23 protein-coding genes are annotated in these 22459 nt (G+C 66.6%); 13 read left to right on the top strand and 10 right to left on the bottom strand.

Annotated elements, in window-relative coordinates:
- Positions 1-11 precede the first annotated feature (11 nt).
- Positions 12-809 carry an enoyl-CoA hydratase-related protein gene (locus FQU96_RS22670; protein WP_218574820.1) on the top strand — a complete coding sequence of 266 codons (798 nt, stop codon included), beginning with the start codon at positions 12-14 and terminating at the stop codon, positions 807-809.
- Between the two features lie 21 nt (positions 810-830).
- Complete coding sequence (locus tag FQU96_RS22665; protein ID WP_146543619.1) at positions 831-1517, top strand: HAD family hydrolase; 687 nt, start codon at positions 831-833, stop codon at positions 1515-1517.
- A gap of 10 nt (positions 1518-1527) precedes the next feature.
- On the opposite strand, the gene FQU96_RS22660 is transcribed toward FQU96_RS22665, so the two are convergent.
- Together FQU96_RS22660 and FQU96_RS22655 are read right to left on the bottom strand one after the other, a co-directional pair.
- Complete coding sequence (locus tag FQU96_RS22660) at positions 1528-2421, bottom strand: hypothetical protein (protein WP_146543618.1); 894 nt, start codon at positions 2419-2421, stop codon at positions 1528-1530.
- Positions 2422-2449: 28 nt separating this feature from the next.
- Complete coding sequence (locus tag FQU96_RS22655; protein WP_146543617.1) at positions 2450-3718, bottom strand: acyl-CoA dehydrogenase family protein; 1269 nt, start codon at positions 3716-3718, stop codon at positions 2450-2452.
- A gap of 126 nt (positions 3719-3844) precedes the next feature.
- On the opposite strand from FQU96_RS22655, the gene FQU96_RS22650 reads away from it, so the two are divergent.
- Positions 3845-4372 carry a GNAT family N-acetyltransferase gene (locus tag FQU96_RS22650; RefSeq protein WP_178130657.1) on the top strand — a complete coding sequence of 176 codons (528 nt, stop codon included), beginning with the start codon at positions 3845-3847 and terminating at the stop codon, positions 4370-4372.
- Positions 4373-4379: 7 nt separating this feature from the next.
- Here the strand turns inward: FQU96_RS22650 and FQU96_RS22645 are convergent, their stop codons facing one another.
- Complete coding sequence (locus FQU96_RS22645) at positions 4380-5267, bottom strand: RnfABCDGE type electron transport complex subunit D (protein ID WP_146543615.1); 888 nt, start codon at positions 5265-5267, stop codon at positions 4380-4382.
- 6 nt (positions 5268-5273) lie between these two features.
- Positions 5274-6551, bottom strand: a complete 1278-nt coding sequence (locus FQU96_RS22640) for a DUF2330 domain-containing protein (RefSeq protein WP_255468437.1) — start codon at positions 6549-6551, stop codon at positions 5274-5276.
- 215 nt (positions 6552-6766) lie between these two features.
- Between FQU96_RS22640 and FQU96_RS22635 the strand changes: the two genes are divergently transcribed.
- The 3 genes from FQU96_RS22635 to FQU96_RS22625 all read left to right on the top strand — a co-directional run bounded on the left by FQU96_RS22635 (position 6767) and on the right by FQU96_RS22625 (position 9391).
- Positions 6767-7789, top strand: a complete 1023-nt coding sequence (locus FQU96_RS22635) for an NADPH:quinone oxidoreductase family protein (protein ID WP_146543614.1) — start codon at positions 6767-6769, stop codon at positions 7787-7789.
- A gap of 80 nt (positions 7790-7869) precedes the next feature.
- Positions 7870-8451 carry a hypothetical protein gene (locus FQU96_RS22630; RefSeq protein WP_146543613.1) on the top strand — a complete coding sequence of 194 codons (582 nt, stop codon included), beginning with the start codon at positions 7870-7872 and terminating at the stop codon, positions 8449-8451.
- Positions 8452-8524: 73 nt separating this feature from the next.
- Positions 8525-9391 (top strand): SDR family oxidoreductase, encoded by an 867-nt coding sequence (locus FQU96_RS22625; RefSeq protein ID WP_146543612.1) that lies wholly within the window; start codon positions 8525-8527, stop codon positions 9389-9391.
- Positions 9392-9403: 12 nt separating this feature from the next.
- On the opposite strand, the gene FQU96_RS22620 is transcribed toward FQU96_RS22625, so the two are convergent.
- The 6 genes from FQU96_RS22620 to FQU96_RS22595 form a co-directional block, all read right to left on the bottom strand.
- Positions 9404-10690 (bottom strand): MFS transporter, encoded by a 1287-nt coding sequence (locus FQU96_RS22620; RefSeq protein ID WP_146543611.1) that lies wholly within the window; start codon positions 10688-10690, stop codon positions 9404-9406.
- Positions 10691-10878: 188 nt separating this feature from the next.
- Complete coding sequence (locus tag FQU96_RS22615; protein WP_178130656.1) at positions 10879-11793, bottom strand: DMT family transporter; 915 nt, start codon at positions 11791-11793, stop codon at positions 10879-10881.
- A gap of 244 nt (positions 11794-12037) precedes the next feature.
- Positions 12038-12868: a phytanoyl-CoA dioxygenase family protein gene (locus FQU96_RS22610; RefSeq protein ID WP_218574818.1), complete on the bottom strand. Its 831-nt coding sequence runs from the start codon at positions 12866-12868 to the stop codon at positions 12038-12040.
- 17 nt (positions 12869-12885) lie between these two features.
- Complete coding sequence (locus tag FQU96_RS22605; RefSeq protein ID WP_146543609.1) at positions 12886-13662, bottom strand: crotonase/enoyl-CoA hydratase family protein; 777 nt, start codon at positions 13660-13662, stop codon at positions 12886-12888.
- Between the two features lie 25 nt (positions 13663-13687).
- Positions 13688-14146, bottom strand: a complete 459-nt coding sequence (locus FQU96_RS22600; RefSeq protein ID WP_218574817.1) for an acyl dehydratase — start codon at positions 14144-14146, stop codon at positions 13688-13690.
- Between the two features lie 77 nt (positions 14147-14223).
- Positions 14224-14412, bottom strand: a complete 189-nt coding sequence (locus tag FQU96_RS22595; RefSeq protein ID WP_146543608.1) for a zinc-finger domain-containing protein — start codon at positions 14410-14412, stop codon at positions 14224-14226.
- Positions 14413-14647: 235 nt separating this feature from the next.
- Between FQU96_RS22595 and FQU96_RS22590 the strand changes: the two genes are divergently transcribed.
- The 7 genes from FQU96_RS22590 (at position 14648) to FQU96_RS22560 (ending at position 22458) form a co-directional block, all read left to right on the top strand.
- Positions 14648-15703 (top strand): alpha/beta hydrolase, encoded by a 1056-nt coding sequence (locus tag FQU96_RS22590; protein ID WP_146543607.1) that lies wholly within the window; start codon positions 14648-14650, stop codon positions 15701-15703.
- Positions 15704-15768: 65 nt separating this feature from the next.
- Positions 15769-16830, top strand: a complete 1062-nt coding sequence (locus FQU96_RS22585) for an N-acetylneuraminate synthase family protein (protein WP_146543606.1) — start codon at positions 15769-15771, stop codon at positions 16828-16830.
- The gene (gene neuC, locus FQU96_RS22580) at positions 16827-17993 is read left to right on the top strand and encodes a UDP-N-acetylglucosamine 2-epimerase (RefSeq protein ID WP_146543605.1); all 1167 of its coding nucleotides are present in this window, start codon (positions 16827-16829) and stop codon (positions 17991-17993) included. The genes FQU96_RS22585 and neuC overlap by 4 nt, the downstream gene beginning before the upstream one ends.
- Positions 17994-18017: 24 nt before the next feature.
- Positions 18018-18980 carry an SGNH/GDSL hydrolase family protein gene (locus FQU96_RS22575; RefSeq protein ID WP_146543604.1) on the top strand — a complete coding sequence of 321 codons (963 nt, stop codon included), beginning with the start codon at positions 18018-18020 and terminating at the stop codon, positions 18978-18980.
- Between the two features lie 15 nt (positions 18981-18995).
- On the top strand, positions 18996-19553 hold the full coding sequence (locus FQU96_RS22570) for a hypothetical protein (protein WP_146543603.1): 558 nt from the start codon (positions 18996-18998) through the stop codon (positions 19551-19553).
- A 53-nt stretch (positions 19554-19606) separates the two neighbouring features.
- Positions 19607-21079, top strand: coding sequence for an MBOAT family protein (locus FQU96_RS22565; RefSeq protein ID WP_146543602.1), 1473 nt, complete (start codon positions 19607-19609; stop codon positions 21077-21079).
- A gap of 5 nt (positions 21080-21084) precedes the next feature.
- On the top strand, positions 21085-22458 hold the full coding sequence (locus FQU96_RS22560) for a surface carbohydrate biosynthesis protein (protein WP_146543601.1): 1374 nt from the start codon (positions 21085-21087) through the stop codon (positions 22456-22458).
- Position 22459: the final 1 nt, after the last annotated feature.

Raw genomic sequence — 22459 nt, 5'->3', positions numbered from 1 at the left:
CCGGATCTGCGATGGCTGCGCCACTGACTTCGATGACGTTCGCCGACGGCAACATCCTGGCGTCGCGCCGGGTGCCGGTCACGACCATCATCATCAACCGCGCCGAGATGAAGAACGCGCTCAATGCCAAGACGGTCGGCGGCCTTGCCGGTGCGTTCCAGATGGCGGATGCCGACGAGGAAATCCGGGCCATCGTGGTGACCGGCGCCGGGGGATGCTTCTGCTCGGGTGCTGATCTCGGCGAGTTGGCGGCCAACGGGATTTACCGGCCGTGGGCGAGCGCCGCTGATGGGCCGCTGGCGGTGCCGCTGTCGAAGCCGGTGATCGCTGCCATCGAGGGAGCCGCCAGTGCCGAGGGCCTGGGCGTGGCGCTGTTCTGCGATATCCGCATCATCGACGAAACAGCCGCCTTCAGCGTGGCATCCCGGCTGTGGGGTGGTCCGACGGGTGATGGCACGACCGTGCGCCTGCCGCGTCTGGTCGGCGCCGGGCGGGCACTCGACATGGTGATCAGCGGGCGCACCGTGGCGGCCGACGAGGCCCTGACGATGGGGCTGGCCAGCCGCAAGGCGCCGCGCGGTGCCACGCGGGCCGAGGCCGAGAAGCTGGCGCATCAGATCGCCGCGTTGCCGCAGACGGCGCTGTTGGCCGATCGGCGGTCGCTCTACGAAGGGCTTGATCAGGACGGCGCCGCCGCGATCGCCCACGAGGTCGCGCTGGCACGCGCGGCCTATGGTGCCGAGGCGCAAGCCGGCGCCGCGCGGCAGGCCCAGCGAACCGGGGGGAGCGTGCGGCTGTTGCGGGTCTGACCGCCGGCGCTACAGTGCCTCATGCCCATCACAACCCTGCTGTTCGACGTCGGCGGTCCGCTGGATACCGAAGAAGCGTTCGAGCGCGCCGTCGATCGTCTGTTGCCGCAGGCCGTGCGACGTCAGGGCATCGACGTCACGTCGGCGGACTACGATGAGGCCTGTGCGCGGGCGGTCGAGAGCTTCGCACCCAATCTCTACCAGGCAGTGATCTGGCGTTTATGCAACGGCGACGTCTTTGCCGCGCATCGCGCCTGGACGTTGTTCTCGGCGGAGATGGCCCGGAACGACCTCGCCGAAGCGCGGCCCGGCATGATCGAGCTGTTGGCGGCCCTGCGCGCATCGGGCTTCAGCCTGGGCATTGTCGCCAATCAGCCACTGACGCTGGCGGCCAAGCTGGAGCGGCTGGGCATGGCGGGGCTGTTCGACAGTGCCGACGGCAGTGCGCAGCTGGGCTTCCACAAACCCGATCCGCGTCTGTTCCTGACGGTGTGCGCCCGGCTGGGTGCAGTGCCGGCCGACTGCCTCATGGTGGGCGATCGCATCGACAACGATATCGTACCGGCGCGCCTGCTGGGCATGCGCACGGTGCGCTTTCGCGCCGGCCGTCACGCCGCCCAGGCGCCGCGAAGCTGGACCGAACTGCCCGACGCCGATGTCGCCACCGTCGATGAACTGGCCGCCGCGATCGATCGGCTGGCGCTCTAACCTCTGGAAACTAACTTCCCGCGAACACGTTCATGCGGTGCCACGCCAGGTAAGTGCGCTGCCGATCGCCCTTGAGCGGGAGGCGGAAGTCGGGGGCGATGCCGGCCTTGTGGGCTTCCGTCGCCGGCAAATCGGCCGACAGCACGATGGCGCCGTCGTCCTCGAAAGCGATGAGGCCGCTGTTGAACGCCAGGCTCCATGTCGCGACCATCAGCAGGCCGTTCTCGGGATCCAGTCGCTCGTCGTTGGTGGCGCGCACCCAGGGCTTGATCGGGTTGACGTGGATGAGGCCATCCACCGCCGTGCCGGTGCCGCAGCAGGCGCGGTCCCACTGCGCCATGACCGCATCGCCGAAGCGGCCGAGCCCCAGGCGGGCCTCGATCAGGTCGTTCTTGTGTTCCTCCGGCAGGTCGCCGACCGCTATCGCCTCGGCCATCGCTTCGGCCAGCGAGGCCGACATCGGTTCGGCATCGGCAGCCAGCGCGACCAGGCGGTCGCTGACGGCTTCGCCGACGCGGTGGATCACCGTGTCCTTGTTGGTGCCGTCGGGATCAAGCGGTGAGCCGAAGGCGGGCAGCACATCGCGCAGTCGCAGTGTGGTTTCCTCGACGCGCACCGGGATCGCCAGGCCGAAAAACCGCACCGGCACCAGGCGTGCCGCCCGGCGCTGGAAGTCGGGCGCCATTTCGACGGTGTCGTCCTGCGGCGCCTCGACGACGGTGAAAACGCCGTCAAGCTCGCCGCCGATGAAGGCGAAGCCGATGTCGGCCGGCCGCATCTCGCCCGCGACGGCATAGCTTGGGTTGGTCTTGCCCAGCCTGTCGCGCCGCGGGATCGCCACCACCCCTTCCTCGTCGAGCAGGGCGAAGTCGTCTTCCTTCTGGTTCAGCCACCAGTACGCCATCGATTCTCCTCCGGCGGCGGCCGGACCGTCATTCCGCCGCCTTGGGTGCCTTCTGCGTGCCCCAATAGCCGAAGAGCGAGCCGGCCACACGGCGAATCTGGATTTCCTCGGAACCTTCGGTGATGCGATAGCGTCGGTGGTGGCGGAAGATGTGCTCGAAGGGGTAGTGCCGTGAATAGCCGACACCGCCATGCACCTGCATCGCCCGGTCGGCGGCGTCGCATACCAGCCGGTTGGCGCGATAGTTGGCCATCGCCACCCAGGGGCTCACATCCATGTGATGCTCACGGTCCAGGTACCAGGCGGTCTTGCGCACCAGTCCGCGGGTCATCTCGGCTTCGGTGTGCAGTTCGGCCAGGGGAAACTGGATGGCCTGGTTGGAGGACAGCTTCTTGCCGAAGACGACACGGCGGTTGGCGTAGGCGACCGAGCAGTCGACGCAGTACTGCGCCGCGCCCAGGCTCGATGCGGCCTGGCGAATGCGGTTCTCGTGCACGAAGGTCTGCGCCACATCCAGGCCCATGCCTTCCTCGCCCAGCATGGTCGACGCCGGCACGGTGACGTTGGTGAGCGACACTTCGGCGTGGTCGCTGGGCATGTTGAACGTCCACCACATGTACTCGACCTTGAAGCCTGGCGTGCTCACCGGCACCAGGAAGGCGCTGATGCCGCGCGCATCGCCTGGTTTGCCTGAGGTGCGCGCGAAGATCAGATCGACGGTCGCCGTGTGCAGGCCGGTGTTGAAGCGCTTGCCGCCGTTGATCACCCAGTCGCCGCCGCGTTTGACGGCGTTGGTCTCCATGAAGGTCGCGTCCGACCCATGGTTGGGTTCGGTGAGCCCGAAGGCGATACGCTCCTTGCCGGCCAGCATGGCCTGGATGTAGCGCTGTTTCTGTTCCGGCGTGCCGAAGCGGTGCAGCAGCAGGACGACCGGGAAGTTGCCGACGATGGAGCTTTCGTTCTGCAGGTCGTTGTGCAGCCCCAGGCCCTTATGGGCCAGGTGCTCGCGGATGATCGCCATGGCGAGGTTGCTGCCGTCCTTGCCGCCCAGGTCCTTGGGCAGCGCGAAGCGCAGATGGCCCGCCTTGTCGGCGCGCCGGCGCATCTCGGCCAGCAGCGCCTCCCATTCGTGGCGCGGCTGGCCGTCGTTGTCCCAGTCGGTGCGGGCGTGCTCGCGGCGGTGGTCGAAGAAGCGGATGTTGTCGTTCTCGCGTTCCAACGGCCGGATCTCGCGCTCGATGAAGGCATCGAGTTCATCGAGATAGGCTTTGATATCGGCGGGGATCTCGAAATCCATGGGTGTCCTCCCGTATGAACGGCCGTTCATGCGCGATCCTAGCGGCGGGACTCGCGCGCGGCGAGGCCTCCGTTCCGCGTGGCGGGCGCGTGCCGGGACAGCGGCAATATGCGTTACTGTTGCGCTATGGATACCGTACTGACTGCCCGCCTGATCCTGCGTCCGCTGGTTGACGCCGATGCGGCCGCCTATGCCGAGATCCGCTACCATCCCGAGGTCGCACGCTGGCTGCCGACATCGCAGCAGGGCGACCCGCTCGACAACGCGTTGCGCACCATTGCCTACTTCGCGCAGTGCTGGGCCGACGATGGTCATGGCCCGTGGGGTCTGTTCCTGAAGGACGGCGACGAGGAGGGCAGGCTGGTCGGCCATGGCGGCCTGCGCGTCATTCCCGAATTCGGCGGTCAGACCGAACTCCTCTATGCGCTGCATCCCGAGGCATGGGGCAAGGGCTATGCCACGGAGCTGGGTGGCGTGGCGCTGCGTTACGGCTTCGAGCGCCGCGGCTTGCCGTCGATCTTCGCCATCACCAAGCCCGACAATCTCGCCTCGCAAGCGGTGATGAAGCGCCTGGGCATGACGTACCGCAGGCACGTCACCTACAAGGACATCGACGCGGTGTGGTTCGAAATCGATCGACAGAACGAAGGGTGATGCGCGGTCACCGGCTGTCCGCGCGACCGGACGGTGCTGTCGGATAGGGCGATTGCGGCCGCCATTGGAACTTGGCCGCCGGCATCAGGCGGTCGAGCAGCGGCACCAAGGGCGTGGCCAGGAACAGCGCCCATATCAGCCCGTTGGTGTCGAAGAACACATAGGTCCAGACGAAGGCGCCGACGGCGACGATCGCGGCATAAAGAAAACGCATCAGCCGGTGGTTGGGGGTCGTCATCGGATCAGTGATCATGAAGAACGTGAACAGGATCAGTGCGCCGCTCGACAGCTGGTTCTCCAGCACGGCCCAGCGCGCGCCGAGATAGACGATACGCAGCACCAGCAGGCCGACATAGATCGCCAGGAACGCCCAGGCGATATCGAAGCGCCGGGCGCTGCTCGACACCGTGATGCCGAACGTGGCCACCCACAGCGCCAGCAGCATGTCGCTGCCCCACTGGCCGGGCGAGATCCAGGCACCCGGCAGCAGCAGCAACGCGATCATCGCGCCGAGGTTGGCCGGGTTGTAGAGATGCTTGCCGTTCCAGCGAATGGCGAACTTGGCGCCGATGGCCAGCGTGGCGACCAGCGGATGGACCCAGAGCGAATCGGCACGCACCAGGATGCTGAGCCCGAGGCTGGTGACCACGGCGCTCAGCAGGCTGTGGCTGGGCAGGCCGGTCAACTGCGCGCCGATGCGTTGCGTGGCGAGTGCGGCGGCGAAGGTCAGCACGACCTGTTCCGGGCGCAGCGCGAAGTCTCGCACCAGCGCACCGAACAGCAGGAACGAGCCCAGGAATCCGATCTGCAGGTAGCGCGCGTCGAGGGACCGCACGCGTGCACCGACGCGTGACCAGACCGGTGGTCGCGTTGCGGGCAGGACGGCATCGGCCACGGGAGTCTACCTCGGTGTCACCATGGGGGCGCGCGACTGGCGCCGGCGGATGTCGTTGACGTCCCAGCCGGTGAGGTTGGCCAGCGCCTTGGCCTCGCGATCCTGGCGATCGCGTACGGACTTCAGGTAGTCCGCCGCCGCCTTGCACTTGTCGGGGCTGCCGCGCCAGGGGTGTTGCAGCACGTAGCGGGCCTGGAAGTTCTGCCGATCCTTGGTTTCCTGGAATGCCAGGTCCTCGGGGAAACTGTCGCGCGTGTAGCGCACATGCAGGCGTGTCAGCATCACCGGACTGGCGCCCGTCGGGGGCGGTGGGCGGCGTCCCTGCGTCGGTGGCACGCCGCTGCCCTCGGGCAGCCACGAAACGCCGGCCGCGACCAGCTCCTCGCGCGACAGCGGATCGGCGGCGCAGGGATCGCACCAGCTCATGTCCCAGAAGTACTCGGTGAAGACCGCCTTGTAGTTCTCGCGCCGCGCCTGCTGGTCGAACATGGTCTTGTAGAAATCGGTGAACTGTTTGCCGTCGCGCAGATAGGTCGGCAGCGTCATGTTGGCCGGCAGCTTGACGGTGCGGTAGTTCGTCGATTCGACGCGGCCTTCGCGGCTCAGCACGTAGACGATCAGATCCTGCGGGCCGCTGGCGTTGATCATGCCCAGCCGCATGGGCAGCATGAACTTCTCGCTTTCGTAGGTGAACTGCAGGGGACGCAGGAACTGCGCGCCGCTCTTGGCCTGTGCCGCAAGATTCACCTTGGCGACAAAGAACTTCATGCCCTGCAGGATATAGGGCCGCAGTGCGGGCGCGGCGCCTTGGGGGATCCGGTAGCCGTTCTGCACCAGCCACGCCTCGAGCCCATCGGACTCTTTGGCCGAGAGCAGAACGATATCGTACTCGCCGACCGAGAAGCTGTCCTCGACCTTCACACCCAACCCATCCGAGACGCGGCGGCCCCGGGTCGCGCCGCCGGGGGTGGCCGACATCATTACCTCCGGCTCGCAGGGATCCCTGTCGAAGTATTCAGCCAGCCGCGGCGCCGAATAGGCGTCGAGCCGATCGAAGGTCTTCTTCTCGATCACCTTGACCTGATCGCGCCGCAGCACCACGGGCACCGGCACCACGAGGGCGAAATCGGTCAACGCGCCCTTGTAGTCGTTCATCATCGACAGCGTGGTGCGTCGGCCGTCGCGCGCCAGGATCACCTGGGATGCTTCATTGAAGAGCGAGGTGTCGGCCTTGCCGACATAGAAGCCGCAGAAGGCGGCAGCGTCAGGGACAACACTCATCATCGGTGCAACTGCAATTGCAGCGGCCACCATCACGTGTCTGAGCACGATGAGCCTCCTTGAACCCTGACGGAACTGTCACTGCCGAAAGTGGCGCCACTCGATCCGCATTGTGGCGGCGAGGGGGCGACTGTCATCCTTCAGTTGGAGGATTGCTTGCCGGCCCACCGACGACACCGCTAGGGTGTTTCTCCCATCCACGCTGTCGGTTCATGGTGATGCGCGCCCTTGTCTGTCACGAGTACGGTTCCATCGAGGCTCTGAAAATCGAAGACGTGCCGCCGCCGCCCCTGAAGCCGGGCCATGTGCGGGTTGCGGTACATGCCGGCGGTGTCAGCTTCGCCGCTTTGCTGGGCGTGCAGGGCAAGCATCAGAACAAGCCGCCGCTGCCCTACATTCCAGGCAACGAGATGGCCGGCATCGTGCTGGAGGCAGCGCCTGACGTGACGGGCTTCGCGCCGGGTGATCGAGTCACCGGCCCGGTGGCCAGCGGGGGCTTCGGCGCCGAAGTGGTGAGCCCGGCCGCCAACCTGTACCGCATACCGGAAGCGCTTGGTTTTGCCGCCGCCACCAGCTTTCCCACGCTCTATCCCACCGCCTATGGCGCGCTGCGCTGGAAGGCGAAGATGGCGCCCGGCGAGACGCTGCTGGTGCACGGCGCCGGCGGCGGGTCGGGCCTGACGGCGGTCGAGGTCGGCAAGGCCATGGGAGCCACGGTGATCGCGACGGCGGGTGGCGCCGACAAGCTCGAGGTGGCGCGCCAGCATGGCGCCGACCACCTGATCGACTCGCGCCGCGAGGACATCCGCGCCCGCGTGCTCGACATCACGTCGGGGCATGGCGCCGACGTGATCTACGACCCGGTGGGCGGCGAGATCTTCGATCAGTCGCTGCGCTGCGTGGCCGTCGAGGGCCGCATCATTCCGATGGGTTTCGCCAGCGGCAAGGTTCCACAGATCCCGGCCAACATCCTTCTGGTGAAGAACGTCACCGTGATCGGCTTCTACTATGGCTACTACAATGGCTGGGGCCGGCCGGGCGAGACCGTCGATCCGCTCGATCTCGAGCGCCGGCGCAAGCTGGTCCAGGATGCGCTCGCCGAGATGTTCGGCTGGTTCGAGCAGGGCAAGCTGACACCGCGCGTGGCCGGTCATTTCCCGCTTGCAGACTGGGTGCAGGCCTTCCGGTTGATCGAGGACCGCAAGGTCGTGGGCAAGGCGGCGTTGGATCCCACGCGATAGGTGACCAAGGCCGTTTCCCGCGCCAGCGATTGCCGCTACTACAGTCGTCCCCTCGCGCTCGATCGGAAAAGGAGAAAGGTATGGCATCGCACCGCAGCGTTCTTGGTCTGGCCGCCCTGATGCTGGCGCTGGCTGCATGCGCCACGGGCACGGCACCATCGACGTCGGCGGGACCGAGCGGCAGCTGGAGCCAGACGGCTGACGGTCGCATCGCGGTGAGCGATCCCGGTGTGCTGGGCTACTCCGTCACGATTCCCGCCGGGTGGCACCTGGCGACAGGTGCGTCCCAAAGTCAGGCCGCGGCACTGATCGCGCCGCGCGAGGGAGGCTCCACGGCCGAGATCGGCATTGTCCGCTTCGTGGCCGGAGAAACGCCGGAACGAACCGCCTTGCGCCTGGCGCAGCGTGCGGCGCCGACCAGCGATGCGGCGCAGTCCCCGTCGACACTGGCCCCCATACCGTTGCAGAGCGGCGGGGGCCGGCGAGCACAGGTGTATTCGATTCCGCAGCGCGCGACCGAGCGCGTGGTCGTGGTGGCCCTGATCGCCGAGTCAGGCGTGTGGGCCTATCAGATCCTCAACGCCGCATCGCGTGGTGCCTATGACCGCAGCATGCCGCTGATGCGCAATATCGTCGCCTCGTATCGTCCCGACGCCCGGTAAACTTGGTTTCCTCTCCCGCAAGCGGGAGAGGAGGCCCATCGTGCGCGGCACGGCGGGAACGCAAGGAGGCGTCATGTCCTATCGCTCGGTGTTCCGGCCCGGCCTGTTTGCCGGCCAGACGATCATTGTCACCGGCGGCGGCAGTGGCCTGGGCCGCTGCACGGCGCACGAATTGAAAGCACTGGGCGCGCGCGTGGCGTTGATCGGGCGTACCGCATCGAAGCTGGAAGAGGTGAAAGACGAGTTGGGCGGCGGCGATGACGTGTTCATCGCCACGGGTGATCTGCGCGAAGAGGACCAGGTCAAGGCTGCCATCGCCGGGGTGTTGGCGTGGGGCGGCCGGATCGACGGTCTCGTCAACAATGCCGGCGGCCAGTTTCCGGCACCGCTGCGTGACATCTCCGCCAACGGCTGGAACGCCGTGGTGCGCAACAACATGACGGCGACGTTCCTGGTGTCGCGCGAGGTCTACCTGCGTTGGATGGAGGCCCATGGCGGCGCCATCGTCAATGTCGGCGCCGACTATGAACTGGGGATGCCCGGCATGGGCCACAACGGCGCGGCGCGTGCCGGCCAGGCGGCTTTCACCTGGACGTCGTCGGTCGAGTGGGCGTCATCGGGTGTGCGCGTCAATCTCGTGGTGCCCGGTTTCATCGCCTCGGCCGGTTTGGATCGCTATCCGGCCAGCGCGGCCGGCGTGCTGCGCGGCGTCAGGAAACGCGTGCCGCTCAAACGGCACGGCACCGAGTCGGAGATCTCGGCGGCAATCGTATTCCTGCTGTCTGAGGCGGCGTCCTATATCACCGGCGCCATGATCCGCATCGATGGCGGGTTGCACAACAACGCGCGCTCATCCTTCTTCGAGGTTCCCGATCACGAGCGCTCGCAGCCCTACAACGGCTTCCCGCTCTACAAGCCGCCCGCGGTGCTCGACGAATAGGCTTTCACCCGGTTACGCCTCGGCATGCAACACCTTGCCGCGCGTCTCCGGTAGGGCGAATGCGGCGATAAAGAACACGGCATAGGCAATCACGGCGAAGATCGCGATGGCGTTGCCCAGCGATGTCCTGGTCGACAGGTAGCCGACCAGGAACGGGAACAGGGCGCCAATGCCGCGTCCGAAATTGTAGCAAAAGCCTTGTCCCGACCCGCGCAGGCGTGTCGGGAACAGTTCGGTCAGGAACGCGCCCATGCCGGAGAAGTAGCCGGACGCAAAGAAGCCCAGCGGAAAGCCCAGCAGCCACAGGATATCGTTGGTCAGCGGCAACTGCGTGTAGGCGATGATGACGGCGATGGCGCCGATCGAGAACGTCAGGAACAGGTTGCGCCGCCCGATGCGGTCGGCAAGCCACGCGCCGACCAGGTAGCCCACGAACGATCCAATGATGAGGGTCGCGAGGTAACCGGTCGAGGTGACGATCGACAGCTTGCGCTCGGTGGTGAGAAACTGCGGCACCCAGAACGTGACGGCGTAATAGCCGCCTTGGCACCCGGTCGCCGCCAGCGAGGCCAGCACCGTCGTCTTCAGGATCGGGCCCGAGAAGATCTCCCACAGCGCGGGCCGATCACCCGTCGCTTGTTGCCGGGCGCGCGCCTGGACGGAGATCTGCGGTTCCTCGACATAGCGACGCAGGTAGAAGACCAGCAGCGCCGGCAAGGCGCCGATCACGAACATCCAGCGCCAGGCCTCTTCCGCCGGCAGATAGGAAAACAACAGCGCCTGCGCCAGCACGGCGATGCCCCAGCCGATGGCCCAGCCGGATTGCACCGAGCCGACGGCCCGGCCGCGATATTGCGCGCGGATCGCCTCACCCATCAGAACGGCGCCGGCAGCCCACTCACCGCCGAACCCCAGGCCCAGCAGGGCACGCGCAATCAGCAATTGGTCGAAGTTCTGTACAAAGGCGCAGACCAGCGAGAAGAACGAGAACCACAGGATCGTCAGCTGCAGGGTGCGCACGCGGCCGATGATGTCGGCGATGTATCCCGCGAGCCAGCCACCGACCGCGGACGCCAACAGCGTCACCGTGCCGGCGAGACCCGCCGTACCGGCATCGACGTGCCACATCGCGATGATGGTGCCGATGACCAGCGGGTAGATCATGAAGTCCATGCCATCGAGCGCCCAGCCCGACGCGCAGGCCCAGAACGTGCGCCGTTCCGGCACATTCATGTCGCGGTAGAACGCCAGAAGGCTGGTGTCTTCGGCGATGACGACATCAGAGGGATGTGTGGCCATGGGGTCCTCCGATCTGCGTTCGTTCCTAAGGAGTCTAACCAAACAGTATCCGGGTTGCATGCGCTGTCATCTGCACTGTCATGCATCTAGCTGCTGACGGGCTGGACGGCGCGCTGCGCCGAGCGCAGGGACACCTGAGAGCGGCCCGTATTCCGGAACCGGCGTATCGGTATCAGCGCGCCCGCACCCTAACGGGCTTCGAGCGCCAAAAGGCGTACGGCGCCGGCCGCCAGGACGATGGCTGCGATCAGATTGATCGTGAGGGGCTGACCCAGCATCGGGACCGCCACCAGGGCCGTGAAGGGCGGCACGAGAAAGAACAGGCCGGTCACCCGGCCGGCCGCGCCGCGATCCAGCAACCACAGCAACAACAGCGTGGCACCGACCGAGTTCGCGATGACGGTCCAAGCGAACGGCCACAGGAAATCGATGTTCCAGGCGATGGGCGGGCCGTCGCGTTCCAACAGCCACCAGCACGCGCCCATGACCACCGCTCCGGTGGCGACCTGGACGGTAGCGCTCGGCAGGTCGGCGCCGCCGACGCCGAAGCGCTTCTGCCACAATGCCGCGCCGGCGCCGCCGAAGAGGCCGATCAAGGCCATCACCAGCACCGCGAACGAGCCGGTGCCGGCGCTGAGCTGCGCACCCACGACCAGCAACGCGGCGCTCAATCCCAGGCCGGCGGCGATCAGCCGCCAGACCGTCAGTTTCTCGCCCAGAATCGGCGCCGCACCCAGCGCGGTGACGACGGGAATCAATCCGACAATCAGTCCGACGACACCGGCGGGCAATCCTTCCGCGATGGCGGCGTAGCAACCCGCGTAGTGGGCGCCCTGCAGCAGAAACCCGACCGCAACCGCGTGGCCCAGAGCGCGGCCGCGCGGCCATGGTGCCCGGCGCCACAGCGCGAGACCGGCAAGGAGCAGAGTCGCGATGACGAAGCGCACGCCCGTGACAGCAAACGGTGGCCCGTGCTCCAACGCCAATGCGCCGAACAGGATGCCGGAGCTCCATAGCGGTACGAACGCGATGCTGCCCAACACGGCATAGCGACGAACAGTCCGTGAATCGAGAACGCCATCTGCCGTGGTCTGATCGGACAACGTCATCCTCCGCGCCGCTGGGACGTCAGTAGTCTGACGGTGCGGTTCACGTCTTGGAATCCGGCCCCACGCATGGGAGCCAGCCGCGACAGGGATTGTCTTGTTGGAAAACGTGGGATGACTGCTGTCATCCCGAGCGCAGCGAGGGATCTTCTGAAAGTGACGCACGGGTGCGTCTGCATCGAAAGATCCCTCGCTGCGCTCGGGATGACGATCCTGAGTCACACTCCAGCGATAGCCGATACTAGGGTGCGATCGGTCGCACGCGTGGGAAGAGATCGCAGGCAAGCTTGTCGCCCGGTTCCAGGCCATGGCCCTCGAGCGGCGGCGAGATCTGGCCGACGCGCGTGGCGTAGCGGGCGTCCTCGCCGCACCAGCGCGTCGCCCACGCCCGCCGGCGTCGCGACGAGGAGCGGTTGCCGGGTGCGCCGTGCAGGGTCAGCGCATGGAACGCGATCACGTCGCCTGGTTCCATGTCCCATGCCAGGAACGTGTGCTTGCCGCGCTCGGCGTCGATGTCGGGCACGGCCTCGAAGCGCGCGTCCTGGACCTGCAGATCAACGCCGCCCTGGCGGAAGAACTTGGGTGCGAACCACCGGCCCCAGCGATGCGAGCCGCGCACGTACTCGACACAGACGTCGCGCGACACGGCATCGAGCGGCAGCCACAGCGACACGATCTGCTGCCCGTCGATCGGGTAGTAGGGCTGGTCGTGGTGCCAGGGTGTGCGTTCCTCGGTGTCCGGCTCTTTCACCAGCAGATGGTCGTGGTAGTAGACGACCTCGTGCGATCCCATCAGCCGGGCGGCAATGTCGGCGGCTGGCGATGTAAAGGCGAAATCGCGACAGGCGTCGTGGCGCTGCCACAGCTGGAAGTCGACAAAGAACAGCCCCGGTTTTCCCGCCGGCGTGTTGATGCGCACCATCGGGCCCGGCGTCTTCATGTCGGCATCGATCGCCGCGCCCAGACGCTCGATCCAGTCCCGTGCGAAGGCTTGGCGGATGCAGATCGCGCCGTCCTCCTGGTAGCGGGCGACGTCGGCGTCAGTCAGCGGCAAGGTGGCGTCGTGGCTCATGGTCAGTGATCGCAGTGCTAGATGTTGCCGAAATCGCCGCCGCGCCCTTTGCCCTCGGCGAAGCGGGAGGCGCCGCGGCGGGCTTCCTGTGTCAGCGCCGGCAGGCCGCGCCGTCCCTCGTTCTTCAGGGCCACGTCGATATCCAGGCCCCATTGTTCGTAGGATGACAGGCGGTCGCTGCGCAGGCAGGTCTGCGGGAACTTGGTCAGCACGTCGGCGAGTGCCTTCGCTTCGGTCAGTGCCTGTCCGGCCGGCGTCAGGCGGTTGGCCAGCCCCCAGTCGAACGCTTCGCGGGCGCCCACCTCGCGGCCGGTCAGGATCATATCAAGTGCACGGCTATGGCCGATCAGGCGCGGCAGGCGCACCGTGCCACCGTCGACCAGCGGCACGCCCCAGCGACGGCAGAAGACGCCGAACTTCGCCGTCTCCGATGCCACGCGCAGGTCGCACCACAACGCCAGCTCCAGGCCGCCAGCCACCGCGTAGCCTTCGATCGCCCCGATCACCGGCTTGGACAGCAGCAGGCGGGAGGGGCCCATCGGGCCGACGCCCTCGGGTTCGTAGACCGCGACGCCGCCGCCGGATGCGGTGGCCTTCAGATCATAGCCGGCGCAGAAGGCGCCATCGGCCCCCGTCAGAATCGCCACCGACTGCGACTCGTCCTGGTCGAACGCGGTGAAGGCCTCGCGCAGCAGGATCGCGGTCTCGGGGTCGACGGCGTTACGCGCCGCGGCAAAGCGGTTGATGGTGACGATGGTGATGGCGCCGTCGCGGTCGATCAGGACCTTGGACATGAAAGTCTCCGTGCGTTGGCCGATCTCAGACGCGGCCGCGCATCATGCGCAGCGGATCGTACGTGAGCACGGTCTGACCCTTCTGGTTCTTCACCTGATTGATGGTGCGCACCAGGCCGCGCGCGGGATCCTTCGAGGTCGGTCGCACCTCGGTCACCTCGCATTCGACATGGATGGTGTCGTTGACGAAGGTCGGCGCCTTGATATCGAGCGTCATGCCCAGGAACGCCATGCCGGTGCCCTGGATCGAAACCGGAATCAACAAGCCCTCGGCGAAGCTGTAGACCAGTGCACCCGGCACCAGGCGCTGCTTGGTCGGCGAGTGGGTGTCGATATATTCGAGGTTGTTGAACAATCCCTCCTGCATGCCGGTGCAGCAGATGAAATTGATCAGGTCGGCCTCGAAGATCGTGCGGCCGTTGGTCTTGAAGCGGTCACCGACTTTCAGGTCGGTGTAGTACATGCCCTCGCCGAGGGTGCGCATCGGGTCCTCCATCGTGATGGAGGCGATGCTGGCGCACCCGGCGACCGACAGCAATCACTGTGGGTTTCGCAGCGCGGTCAGTGGCCGTGGCCGACGTGGGCGCCTTCCTTGAGCACGTAGTGTCGGCCGCAGTAGGGGCAGTCGACGAAGCCCTCCTTCACCAGGCTGAGATAGACCCGTGGATGGCCCAGCGCGCCGCCGCCGCCGTCGCAGCCGACACGGTCGGTTTCGACTTCGATCGTTTCCAGCGGCGTGGTCGTGGTCATGCGTGGCTTTCTCCCCGGACGGCAGGCGGCGGATCATAGCGACGGCAGCCGATCGATCAACAGCGCTGCGCGACGCAGGTGTCCTGCGTCCGGCGAGTGGTCCAAGCGCCACTTCGATGGGCGACAAGTTGTTGTTATTGCTTGCAAACAACGCTTGGCGCACGGGGTGCTTGCGGCAAAGCGCCCGATAAACCGTAAAGCCGCAGCGCGGTCCCTGCGGTATAAAGGTCGTCACATGGTTCGGTTTCGCCCTGTCCTGGCCCTCCTTCTGCTGTCGCTGCTGCCGGCGCTGACGTATTGCGCGCCGGTCGTCGTCCCGTCCGGTCCCGCCGTGGTCGCACCGACGCTCGAGCCGGCACGCATCGTTGCGGCCGATGGTGCCCAGTTGCCGCTGCGGCACTGGTCTGCCCGCGTCGAAGGCGCGGGGAAACCGCGGGCCGTCATCCTGGCGCTGCATGGTTTCGGCGACTACTCCGGCGCCTTCGAGGAGCCCGGGGAAACCTGGGCAGCGCGCGGCATCGAGACCTATGCCTATGACCAGCGCGGCTTCGGTGATGCGCCCCATCGTGGCCGCTGGGCCGGCGTCGACACCATGGTCGACGATGCACTGGTGGCGCTGCGCCTGGTGGCCGCGCGCCATCCCGGCACACCGATCTATCTCGCCGGCGAGAGTATGGGTGGCGCAGTGGCTTTGGCGGCTCTGGGGCGGCTGGCCGACAACCCTGCGTTGGCGCCGATGCCCGCCGGCACGATCCTGATCGGCCCGGCGGTGCGGTCGCGTGACACGATCGGTGGCGTTGCCCGCGGCGCGCTGTGGGCGATGTCCCATATCGCACCATGGCACCCCGTGGGGCCGTCCTCGATCGACTTCCAGCCTTCCGACAATCAGAAGATGCTGGAGAAGTTCTCCAAGGATCCCAAGGTGCTGCGCTATCCTCGCACCGACCTGGTGTGGGGGCTGGTCGACCTGATGGATGCCGCCAAGCAGGCGGCGCCCCGGATTCCCACGCCGTACCTGCTGCTGTATGGGCTCAGGGACCGGATCGTGCCGGAAGGGCCCATGCGCGAGGTGATTGCGCGGCTGCCGCGCAACCCGGAGTCGCGGCTCGCCTTCTACGCCAAGGGTTATCACATGTTGCTGCGCGACCTCGACGGCGCGGTCCTGCATGGCGACGTCGCCGACTGGATCGCCGACAAGGGCGCGCCGCTGCCGTCGGGTGCCGACCGGCAGCGGTCGGACCTGCAGGCCCTGTGGGGCAGCCGCTTTGACTTGCCCGGCAGCGGCGGCTAGGTTGCGCCCGCTTTCTGCCGTAAAGTCCCTGTAGGGCGCAGAAATGTAAGCTGAATCAAGGTATTATGAGCTCAGAATCAAAGCCCGTCACGTGGCTGTCCGACCCCCGGCCCGGTCGGCCGTGCACCATCATCGGCGAGGTGGCGCAGGCCCATGATGGCAGCCTGGGTCAGGCACATGCCTTCATCGACGCGATCGCCGAGGCGGGCGCCGATGCCATCAAGTTCCAGACCCATATCGCCGCGGCCGAGAGCACGCCGGGCGAGCCGTGGCGCAAGAAGTTCAGCCCGCAGGATGAGACGCGCTACGACTACTGGAAGCGCATGGAGTTCACCGAGCCGCAATGGCACGGGTTGAAGCAGCATGCCGAGGAGCGCGGCCTGCTGTTTCTCAGCTCGCCGTTCTCGCCGCAGGCCATCGACCTGCTCAAGCGGGTCGGCGTTGCCGGCTGGAAAGTGGCATCGGGTGAGGTCTCCAACCTCGACCTGATCGATGCCATGGCTGCCACCGGCCAGCCGGTCATGCTGTCGTCCGGCATGAGCAGCATGGCGGAGCTCGATGCGGCGGTCGCCGTGGTCAAGCAGCGTGGCGCGCCGCTGGCCGTGATGCAGTGTTCCACCATGTATCCGACCTCGCCGGAGGCTGTCGGCCTGAACCTGATCCCTGCGTTCCGTGAGCGCTACGGCTGCGCCGTCGGCCTGTCGGATCATTCGTCGAAGATTTATCCTGGTCTGGCGGCCGCGACCCTGGGCGCCGAGGTCTTCGAACTGCACGTGGCCTTGAGCCGCCACATGTTCGGGCCTGACACCATTGCCTCGGTAACGCCGGACGAGCTCAAGCAGCTGGTCGAGGGCGTGCGTTTCATTGAGCGCATGCGGGCGGCGCCGATCGACAAGGACCAGTCGGCGCGCGACCTGGAGGCGATGCGCGGCATCTTCACCAAGAGCGTCGTGGCGGTCGGTGACCTGGCGGCAGGCACTGTGCTGGCGGCGCCACTGTTGGCGGCCAAGAAGCCGGGCACCGGCATTCCGGCCAAGGAGCTGAAAAGCCTGGTGGGCCGCCGACTGAAGCGTGCCGTGAAGCATGACGTCGCGCTGACCTGGGACGATCTGGAGCCGGCGGCGTGAGTACGCCGCGCCGCAAGATCTGCGTCGCCGTCACGGCCCGTCCGAGCTACTCCCGCATCCGCTCGGCGTTGATGGCGATCCGGGCGCGCGACGACCTCGACCTGCAGCTGATCGCCGCCGCCTCGGCGCTGTCGGACAAGTACGGCAACGTCGTCGACGTCATGGAGGCCGAGGGCTTCCGCATCGATCGCCGTGTCGAGATGGGCGGCGAGAGCGGTACCTTGGTGGCGCAGGCGCGCTCGACCGGCATCGGGCTCAGCGAAATGGCGACCGCCTTCGATGCGCTGAAGCCCGACTGGGTGGTGAGCGTGGCCGATCGCTTCGAGACCATGGCGACCGCGGTTGCCGCCGCCTACATGAACATCCCGCTGGCGCATGTGCAGGGCGGCGAGGTCACCGGCAATATCGACGAGAAGGTACGCCACGCCGTCACCAAGCTGGCCGACCTGCATCTGGTGGCCAATGAGAAGGCCCAGGAGCGTGTCGTGCGCATGGGTGAGCGTGCCAGCCGGGTCATCGTCACCGGCTGTCCGTCGATCGACGTGGCGCGCGAGGCCATCGCGGATCCGTCGCTGGCCGACGCGCTGGTGCGGCAATTGGGCGATCGCACCGGTCTCGATCTGGGCCACGGCTTCCTGATCGTGTCGCAGCATTCCGTCACCAACGAGCACGGTGACGGCCCGACCCAGATCGCGCGGACGGCTGAGGCTGTCGCGGCCTCGGGCCTGCCGGCCCTGTGGTTCTGGCCCAACCTCGACGCCGGCTCGGATGGCGTCTCGCAGACTCTGCGCGCGTGGCGCGACGAGGGCCGGCTGCCTAGGGTGGGCTTTATCCAGAACGTGCCGCCGGAGGATTTCATCCGCCTGCTGCAGCGGTGCCATTGCATCGTAGGCAACTCCAGCGTGGCGATCCGCGAAAGCGCCTGGCTCGGCGCGCCGGCCGTCAACATCGGCAGCCGCCAGTCCGGCCGCGACCGCGGCGCCAACGTGCAGGACGTGAATTACGATGCCGACGAGATTCTCGCCGCCATCCGCCGCCAGATGAAGGTCGGCCACTATGCGCCCGACACGCTCTATGGCGACGGCCATGCCGGCGAAAAGATCGCGGCCGCCCTGGCCACGGCCACGCCGCAGATCGACAAGCGGCTGGCCTACGATATCTGACGTCCACCCCTCGGATTCACCATCGTGAAGAACATCCTGTCATCCATCGTCATGTTCGCGATATCGGTGCTGATAGCGCTGGGCGTCGGCGAGGCCGCGTTGCGTTTCAAGAACGCCGACATGCGCAATTACGACATCGAGATGTGGCGCTATGCGCTGGAGCTGAAGAAACGGTCCGATGATCCGGTGCTGGGTCATGACCATCAGCGGTCCAAGCAGGCAACGCTGCAATCCGTCGAGATCCGCACCAACGAGCTGGGGTTGCGTGGCGGGCCGACGCCACCGGTCGAGCCGGGCCAGCGCCGGATCCTGTTCCTCGGCAGCTCGGTGACCCTGGGCTGGGGCGTGCCGGAAAAGGAGACGGTGGAAGCGCGGCTGGAGGAGAAGTTCAAGGCGCAGGGCGACAAGGTCGTCGTGATGAACGCCGGCATCGGCAACTATAACGCCGAACGCTACGTGCAGCGCTTCCTGACCGAGCTGACGGCCACGCAGCCGACCGACATCGTGGTGCACTATTTCGTCCGCGACGCCGAGAAACTCGATGCCGGCGGTGGCAACTGGTTCCTGCGCAACAGCCAGCTCGCCGTCACCTTGTGGATCGCGGGCTCGCGCCTGTTCGGCAAGTCGAGCGAGAAGAGCCTGGTCGATCACTACAAGGAGGTCTACGAGCCGACGCAGCCCGGCTACCAGGCCATGCTGGCGGCGCTGAAGAAGCTCAAGGATTACGCGGCGACCAAGGGCATCCGGGTCTACCTCGCCATGACCCCCGATGTGCACGACCTGGTCGACTACAAGTTCGACTTCATCCATGACCGGGTGAAGACCATCGCGGCGGAGGACGGGTTCCGTTACGTCGATCTGCTGCCGTCAATGCGCAACCTGAAGCCCGAGGAACTGTGGTCGATGCCGGGTGATCCGCATCCCAACGGGCTCGGCCACAAGCTGATGGCGGACGCGCTGTTTCCGGCGCTGCAGCTGCCGCGCTGAACGGAGAGTTGAACCATGCACAAATCGACGCGGGCGCTGCTTGCCGCAGCGGTAGCCTTCATCGCGGTGCCGGCGGCGGCTTTCGTCGATGAGGAGACGGGGCTGTCCGTGGAGCCGCCGGCGCCGTTCGAGGCGGCGGCCGGCAAGCCGCGGCCGAACTACGATATCGTGGTCACCGTCAGGAGCACCACCGGCAAGCCCACCGCCGCCGGCTCGGACGGCAATGTGTGCGGGGTGGCGTACAAGCAGGCGCCGCAGAACGCGTCGCTGTCGCAGGCCGACATCAACGAGCGCCTGACGAAACCGGAATGGATGGAGGTGATCAAGGCGCCGTTCCAGGCCTGGAGCACCATCGAGCGCACCGAGGTCTTCGAACAGGACGGTGTGAAGGGTGTCGAGTTCACCGTCGCGCCCAAAGCCGGCCCGAACCACGAGTCGGTGCGCATGTACCTCGCCCTGTGGGAAACGCCCAAGGGACGCGTGGTGGTGTCCTGTGCCATCAAGGCCGACGAGCTGCCGCAGGCGCTGGCGGAGCTGCAGTCCATTCGCCGCGCGACCCGGATACGCTCTTGACGGCGGCCGGGCGCTCGGGTTCCTAGCAAGACCCTCTCGATCGGACCCGCCTCGTGCTCTTCAGCGCGCCCGAATTCTTCGCCTTCTTCGTCATCTACCTGCTGCTGCACGTTGCGGTGCCGGCGCGGCACCGCCTGCTGTTGATCATCATCGGCAGCACGATCTTCTACGGTGCGTGGAATCCCTACCTGCCCGCCGACCAGAAGGCGTTCACACTCGATCCCCTCGAGCTGATCTCGCGCATCAACTACCGCTACATCTGGCTGCCGCATGTCCTGATGCTGGTCGCCTATTTCGGCGTGCTGTGGATGGAGGCCGCCGCCGCGGCGCCGGATCGCAAGCGGCGCATGATCGCCATCACCGTGGTGCTGCTGCTGCCGCTGGCGTTCGTGAAGTACACCGACTTCATTTACGCCGACGTGCTGGGCCCGGTCTTCGGCTGGTCGGGCAAGCTGCTGAACATCGCGCTGCCGCTGGGTATCAGCTTCGTCACCTTTACGCTCATTGCCTACGTCGTCGACGTCTATCGTCGCAAGTACCCGGTCGAGCGCCGCGCGGGCCTGCTGGCCGGCCTGGTGCTGTTCTTCCCGCACCTGATCGCGGGCCCCATCCTGCGGCCGCACGAACTGATGCCGCAGCTCGCCAAGCCGCGGCCGGCGCTGCGCGCGTTCGGTCGCCGACTGGTGTTCGGTCTGGCGGTCTTCACCCTGGGCCTGGCCAAGAAGCTGGGGCTGGCCGACCAGCTGGCCGACGTGGTCGACCACGTCTACAAAACCCCGTCGGGACTGACGGCGGTCGACTACCTGCTCGCGATCTACGGCTTCTCGCTGCAGATCTATTGCGACTTCAGCGGCTACACTGACATGGCCATCGGCGTGGCCCTGATGATCGGCGTGCGGCTGCCCACCAACTTCCGGCAGCCCTATACGGCGGTCTCCATCGTCGATTTCTGGCGCCGCTGGCACATCACGCTCAGCACCTGGCTGCGCGACTATCTCTACATTCCCCTGGGCGGCAATCGCGGCGGCCGGCCGCGCCAGCTGTTCAACCTGATGGTCACCATGCTGCTGGGCGGCCTGTGGCATGGCGCCAACTGGACGTTCGTGCTGTGGGGCGCCTTGCATGGCGGCGCCATTGCGCTGGTGCATGCCGTGCGCTGGTCACCGCTTCATGGCATCGTCAAGCGGGTTCCGGCCTGGTTGTGGCTGCTGATCACGTTCCACTTCGTGACCTGGGTCTGGGTGCCGTTCCGTGCGCCCGACATGGCTACCGCCGTCCGGGTGGCGCTGGGACCGTTCACGGCGCCGCTGGGCGACTGGGAAGCCACACTGCGGCTGCATGCTTTCCCGATCGCGCTGCTGGCGGTCTTCCTTGCCAGCCACCGTTGGGATAACCATCGTACCATCCATCGCGTGGCGCGCCGGCTGCCGCAGGCCGTATTCTGGCCGCTGATCGCGCTGATCTGGGCGCTGGCCATCACCCTGAGCCAGGGCAGCTCGAAGAAATTCGTGTATTTCGACTTCTGACGACCATGGCACGTGCACACGTCATCATCCCGAGCGAGAGCCAGTCGCGTGAGTTCGACGCCAAGCTCCTGCTGGCCTGCGTGCTGGCCGAGCGCGGGCTTGCCTCGATCGTCGGTTCGCGCAACGACATCCACATGGCGATCGCGCGGTTGCCACGCTCCATCTATGTCGGCAAGGATGTGCGTCACTCCAGCAATCGTATTTCCGGTATCCTGAAACGGCTGGGGCACGTCATCGTGGCGCTGGACGAAGAGGCGCTCGTCTACTTCACGCACCAGACCTATCTCACCGCGCGTGTTGCGCAGCCGGCGTTCCAGGCGGCTACCGCGCTGATGGCGTGGGGGCCCGACAATGCTGAGGCCTGGCGCGAGTCGCCGGATTACACCGGTACGCCGATCTACGAGACCGGCAATCCGCGCGTCGACATGATGCGGCCTGAATTGCGCCCGTTCTTCGCGGCGGATGTCGATGCCCTGAGGCAGCGGTTCGGGCGGTTCGTTCTCATCAACACCAACTTCGGCACCCTGAACCATTTCTTCCCCAATCTGACGTCGATGAAGGCGCCCGAGCGTCCCGATGCGCCGCCGGAGGGGGCCGACTGGGCAACGCGGCTGGCCTATCACCGCTACAGCATTTTCTGGGCGTTTCAGAAGCTTGTCCCGGTTCTTGCGGCGCGCCATCCCGACACGACCATCGTCGTGCGGCCGCATCCCTCCGAGAACCACGAGACATGGCGGCGTGCGGCTCAGGGCGCGCCCAATGTTCAGGTGCTGCACGAGGGCAACGTCATCTCCTGGCTCCTGGCGTCGCAAACCGTCATCCACAACGGTTGCACGACCGGCATCGAGGCTTATGTCCTGGGCGCGCGACCCATCGCGTACCGTCCGGCTGTCTCGGACACATTCGACCTCACATTGCCCAACAGCCTCAGTCACGAGGTCTTCGACGAGGCGAGCCTGCTCGGCGCCGTCGATGCGATTCTGGAAGACCGCTTCGTGGTTGACGGTGCAGAGGCCGAGCAACGTCGCGCGATCCTCCAGCGATACCTGGCGGCGACCGACGGCAAGCTGTCGGTGGAGCGCATGGCCGACGTTGTCGAGACCGTCGAAGCGAGCCACTATGGTCCGGCGCTGCCCGGTTTTGGTACCCGACTGGCGGGCTACGCAACGGCCGAATGGCGCCGGCTGCAGAAGCGGCGCAATGCCAGCCGACCGCAGCACAAATCGAATGCGGCGTACACACGCCATCGCTTTCCCGACATCGATCTGCCCAAGGTGCAGGAACGGATCGATGCCTATGGCGGTATTCTCGGGCGGTTTCAGAACGTGCGTGCCGAGCCCGTCGATGACAACATCTTCCGGATCAGCCAGGCGAGGTAGG

The organism is Reyranella sp. CPCC 100927 (genome assembly GCF_007859315.1).
Taxonomy (GTDB): domain Bacteria; phylum Pseudomonadota; class Alphaproteobacteria; order Reyranellales; family Reyranellaceae; genus Vineibacter.
Note: the sequence above shows the minus strand (reverse complement) of the source record. Positions and strands in the feature narration are given on the sequence as shown.

Excerpts from the sequence above, each read along its gene's own strand:
- FQU96_RS22620 (WP_146543611.1), bottom strand. The coding sequence starts at position 10,690 with ATGGCCACACATCCCTCTGATGTCGTCATCGCCGAAGACACCAGCCTT.
- FQU96_RS22660 (WP_146543618.1), bottom strand. The coding sequence starts at position 2,421 with ATGGCGTACTGGTGGCTGAACCAGAAGGAAGACGACTTCGCCCTGCTC.
- FQU96_RS22585 (WP_146543606.1), top strand. The coding sequence starts at position 15,769 with ATGAGCTCAGAATCAAAGCCCGTCACGTGGCTGTCCGACCCCCGGCCC.
- FQU96_RS22640 (WP_255468437.1), bottom strand. The coding sequence starts at position 6,551 with ATGATGAGTGTTGTCCCTGACGCTGCCGCCTTCTGCGGCTTCTATGTC.
- FQU96_RS22600 (WP_218574817.1), bottom strand. The coding sequence starts at position 14,146 with ATGCGCACCCTCGGCGAGGGCATGTACTACACCGACCTGAAAGTCGGT.
- FQU96_RS22570 (WP_146543603.1), top strand. The coding sequence starts at position 18,996 with ATGCACAAATCGACGCGGGCGCTGCTTGCCGCAGCGGTAGCCTTCATC.
- FQU96_RS22595 (WP_146543608.1), bottom strand. The coding sequence starts at position 14,412 with ATGACCACGACCACGCCGCTGGAAACGATCGAAGTCGAAACCGACCGT.
- FQU96_RS22670 (WP_218574820.1), top strand. The coding sequence starts at position 12 with ATGGCTGCGCCACTGACTTCGATGACGTTCGCCGACGGCAACATCCTG.
- FQU96_RS22625 (WP_146543612.1), top strand. The coding sequence starts at position 8,525 with ATGTCCTATCGCTCGGTGTTCCGGCCCGGCCTGTTTGCCGGCCAGACG.
- FQU96_RS22630 (WP_146543613.1), top strand. The coding sequence starts at position 7,870 with ATGGCATCGCACCGCAGCGTTCTTGGTCTGGCCGCCCTGATGCTGGCG.
- FQU96_RS22665 (WP_146543619.1), top strand. The coding sequence starts at position 831 with ATGCCCATCACAACCCTGCTGTTCGACGTCGGCGGTCCGCTGGATACC.
- FQU96_RS22590 (WP_146543607.1), top strand. The coding sequence starts at position 14,648 with ATGGTTCGGTTTCGCCCTGTCCTGGCCCTCCTTCTGCTGTCGCTGCTG.
- FQU96_RS22610 (WP_218574818.1), bottom strand. The coding sequence starts at position 12,868 with ATGAGCCACGACGCCACCTTGCCGCTGACTGACGCCGACGTCGCCCGC.
- FQU96_RS22655 (WP_146543617.1), bottom strand. The coding sequence starts at position 3,718 with ATGGATTTCGAGATCCCCGCCGATATCAAAGCCTATCTCGATGAACTC.
- FQU96_RS22650 (WP_178130657.1), top strand. The coding sequence starts at position 3,845 with ATGGATACCGTACTGACTGCCCGCCTGATCCTGCGTCCGCTGGTTGAC.
- FQU96_RS22605 (WP_146543609.1), bottom strand. The coding sequence starts at position 13,662 with ATGTCCAAGGTCCTGATCGACCGCGACGGCGCCATCACCATCGTCACC.
- FQU96_RS22635 (WP_146543614.1), top strand. The coding sequence starts at position 6,767 with ATGCGCGCCCTTGTCTGTCACGAGTACGGTTCCATCGAGGCTCTGAAA.
- FQU96_RS22560 (WP_146543601.1), top strand. The coding sequence starts at position 21,085 with ATGGCACGTGCACACGTCATCATCCCGAGCGAGAGCCAGTCGCGTGAG.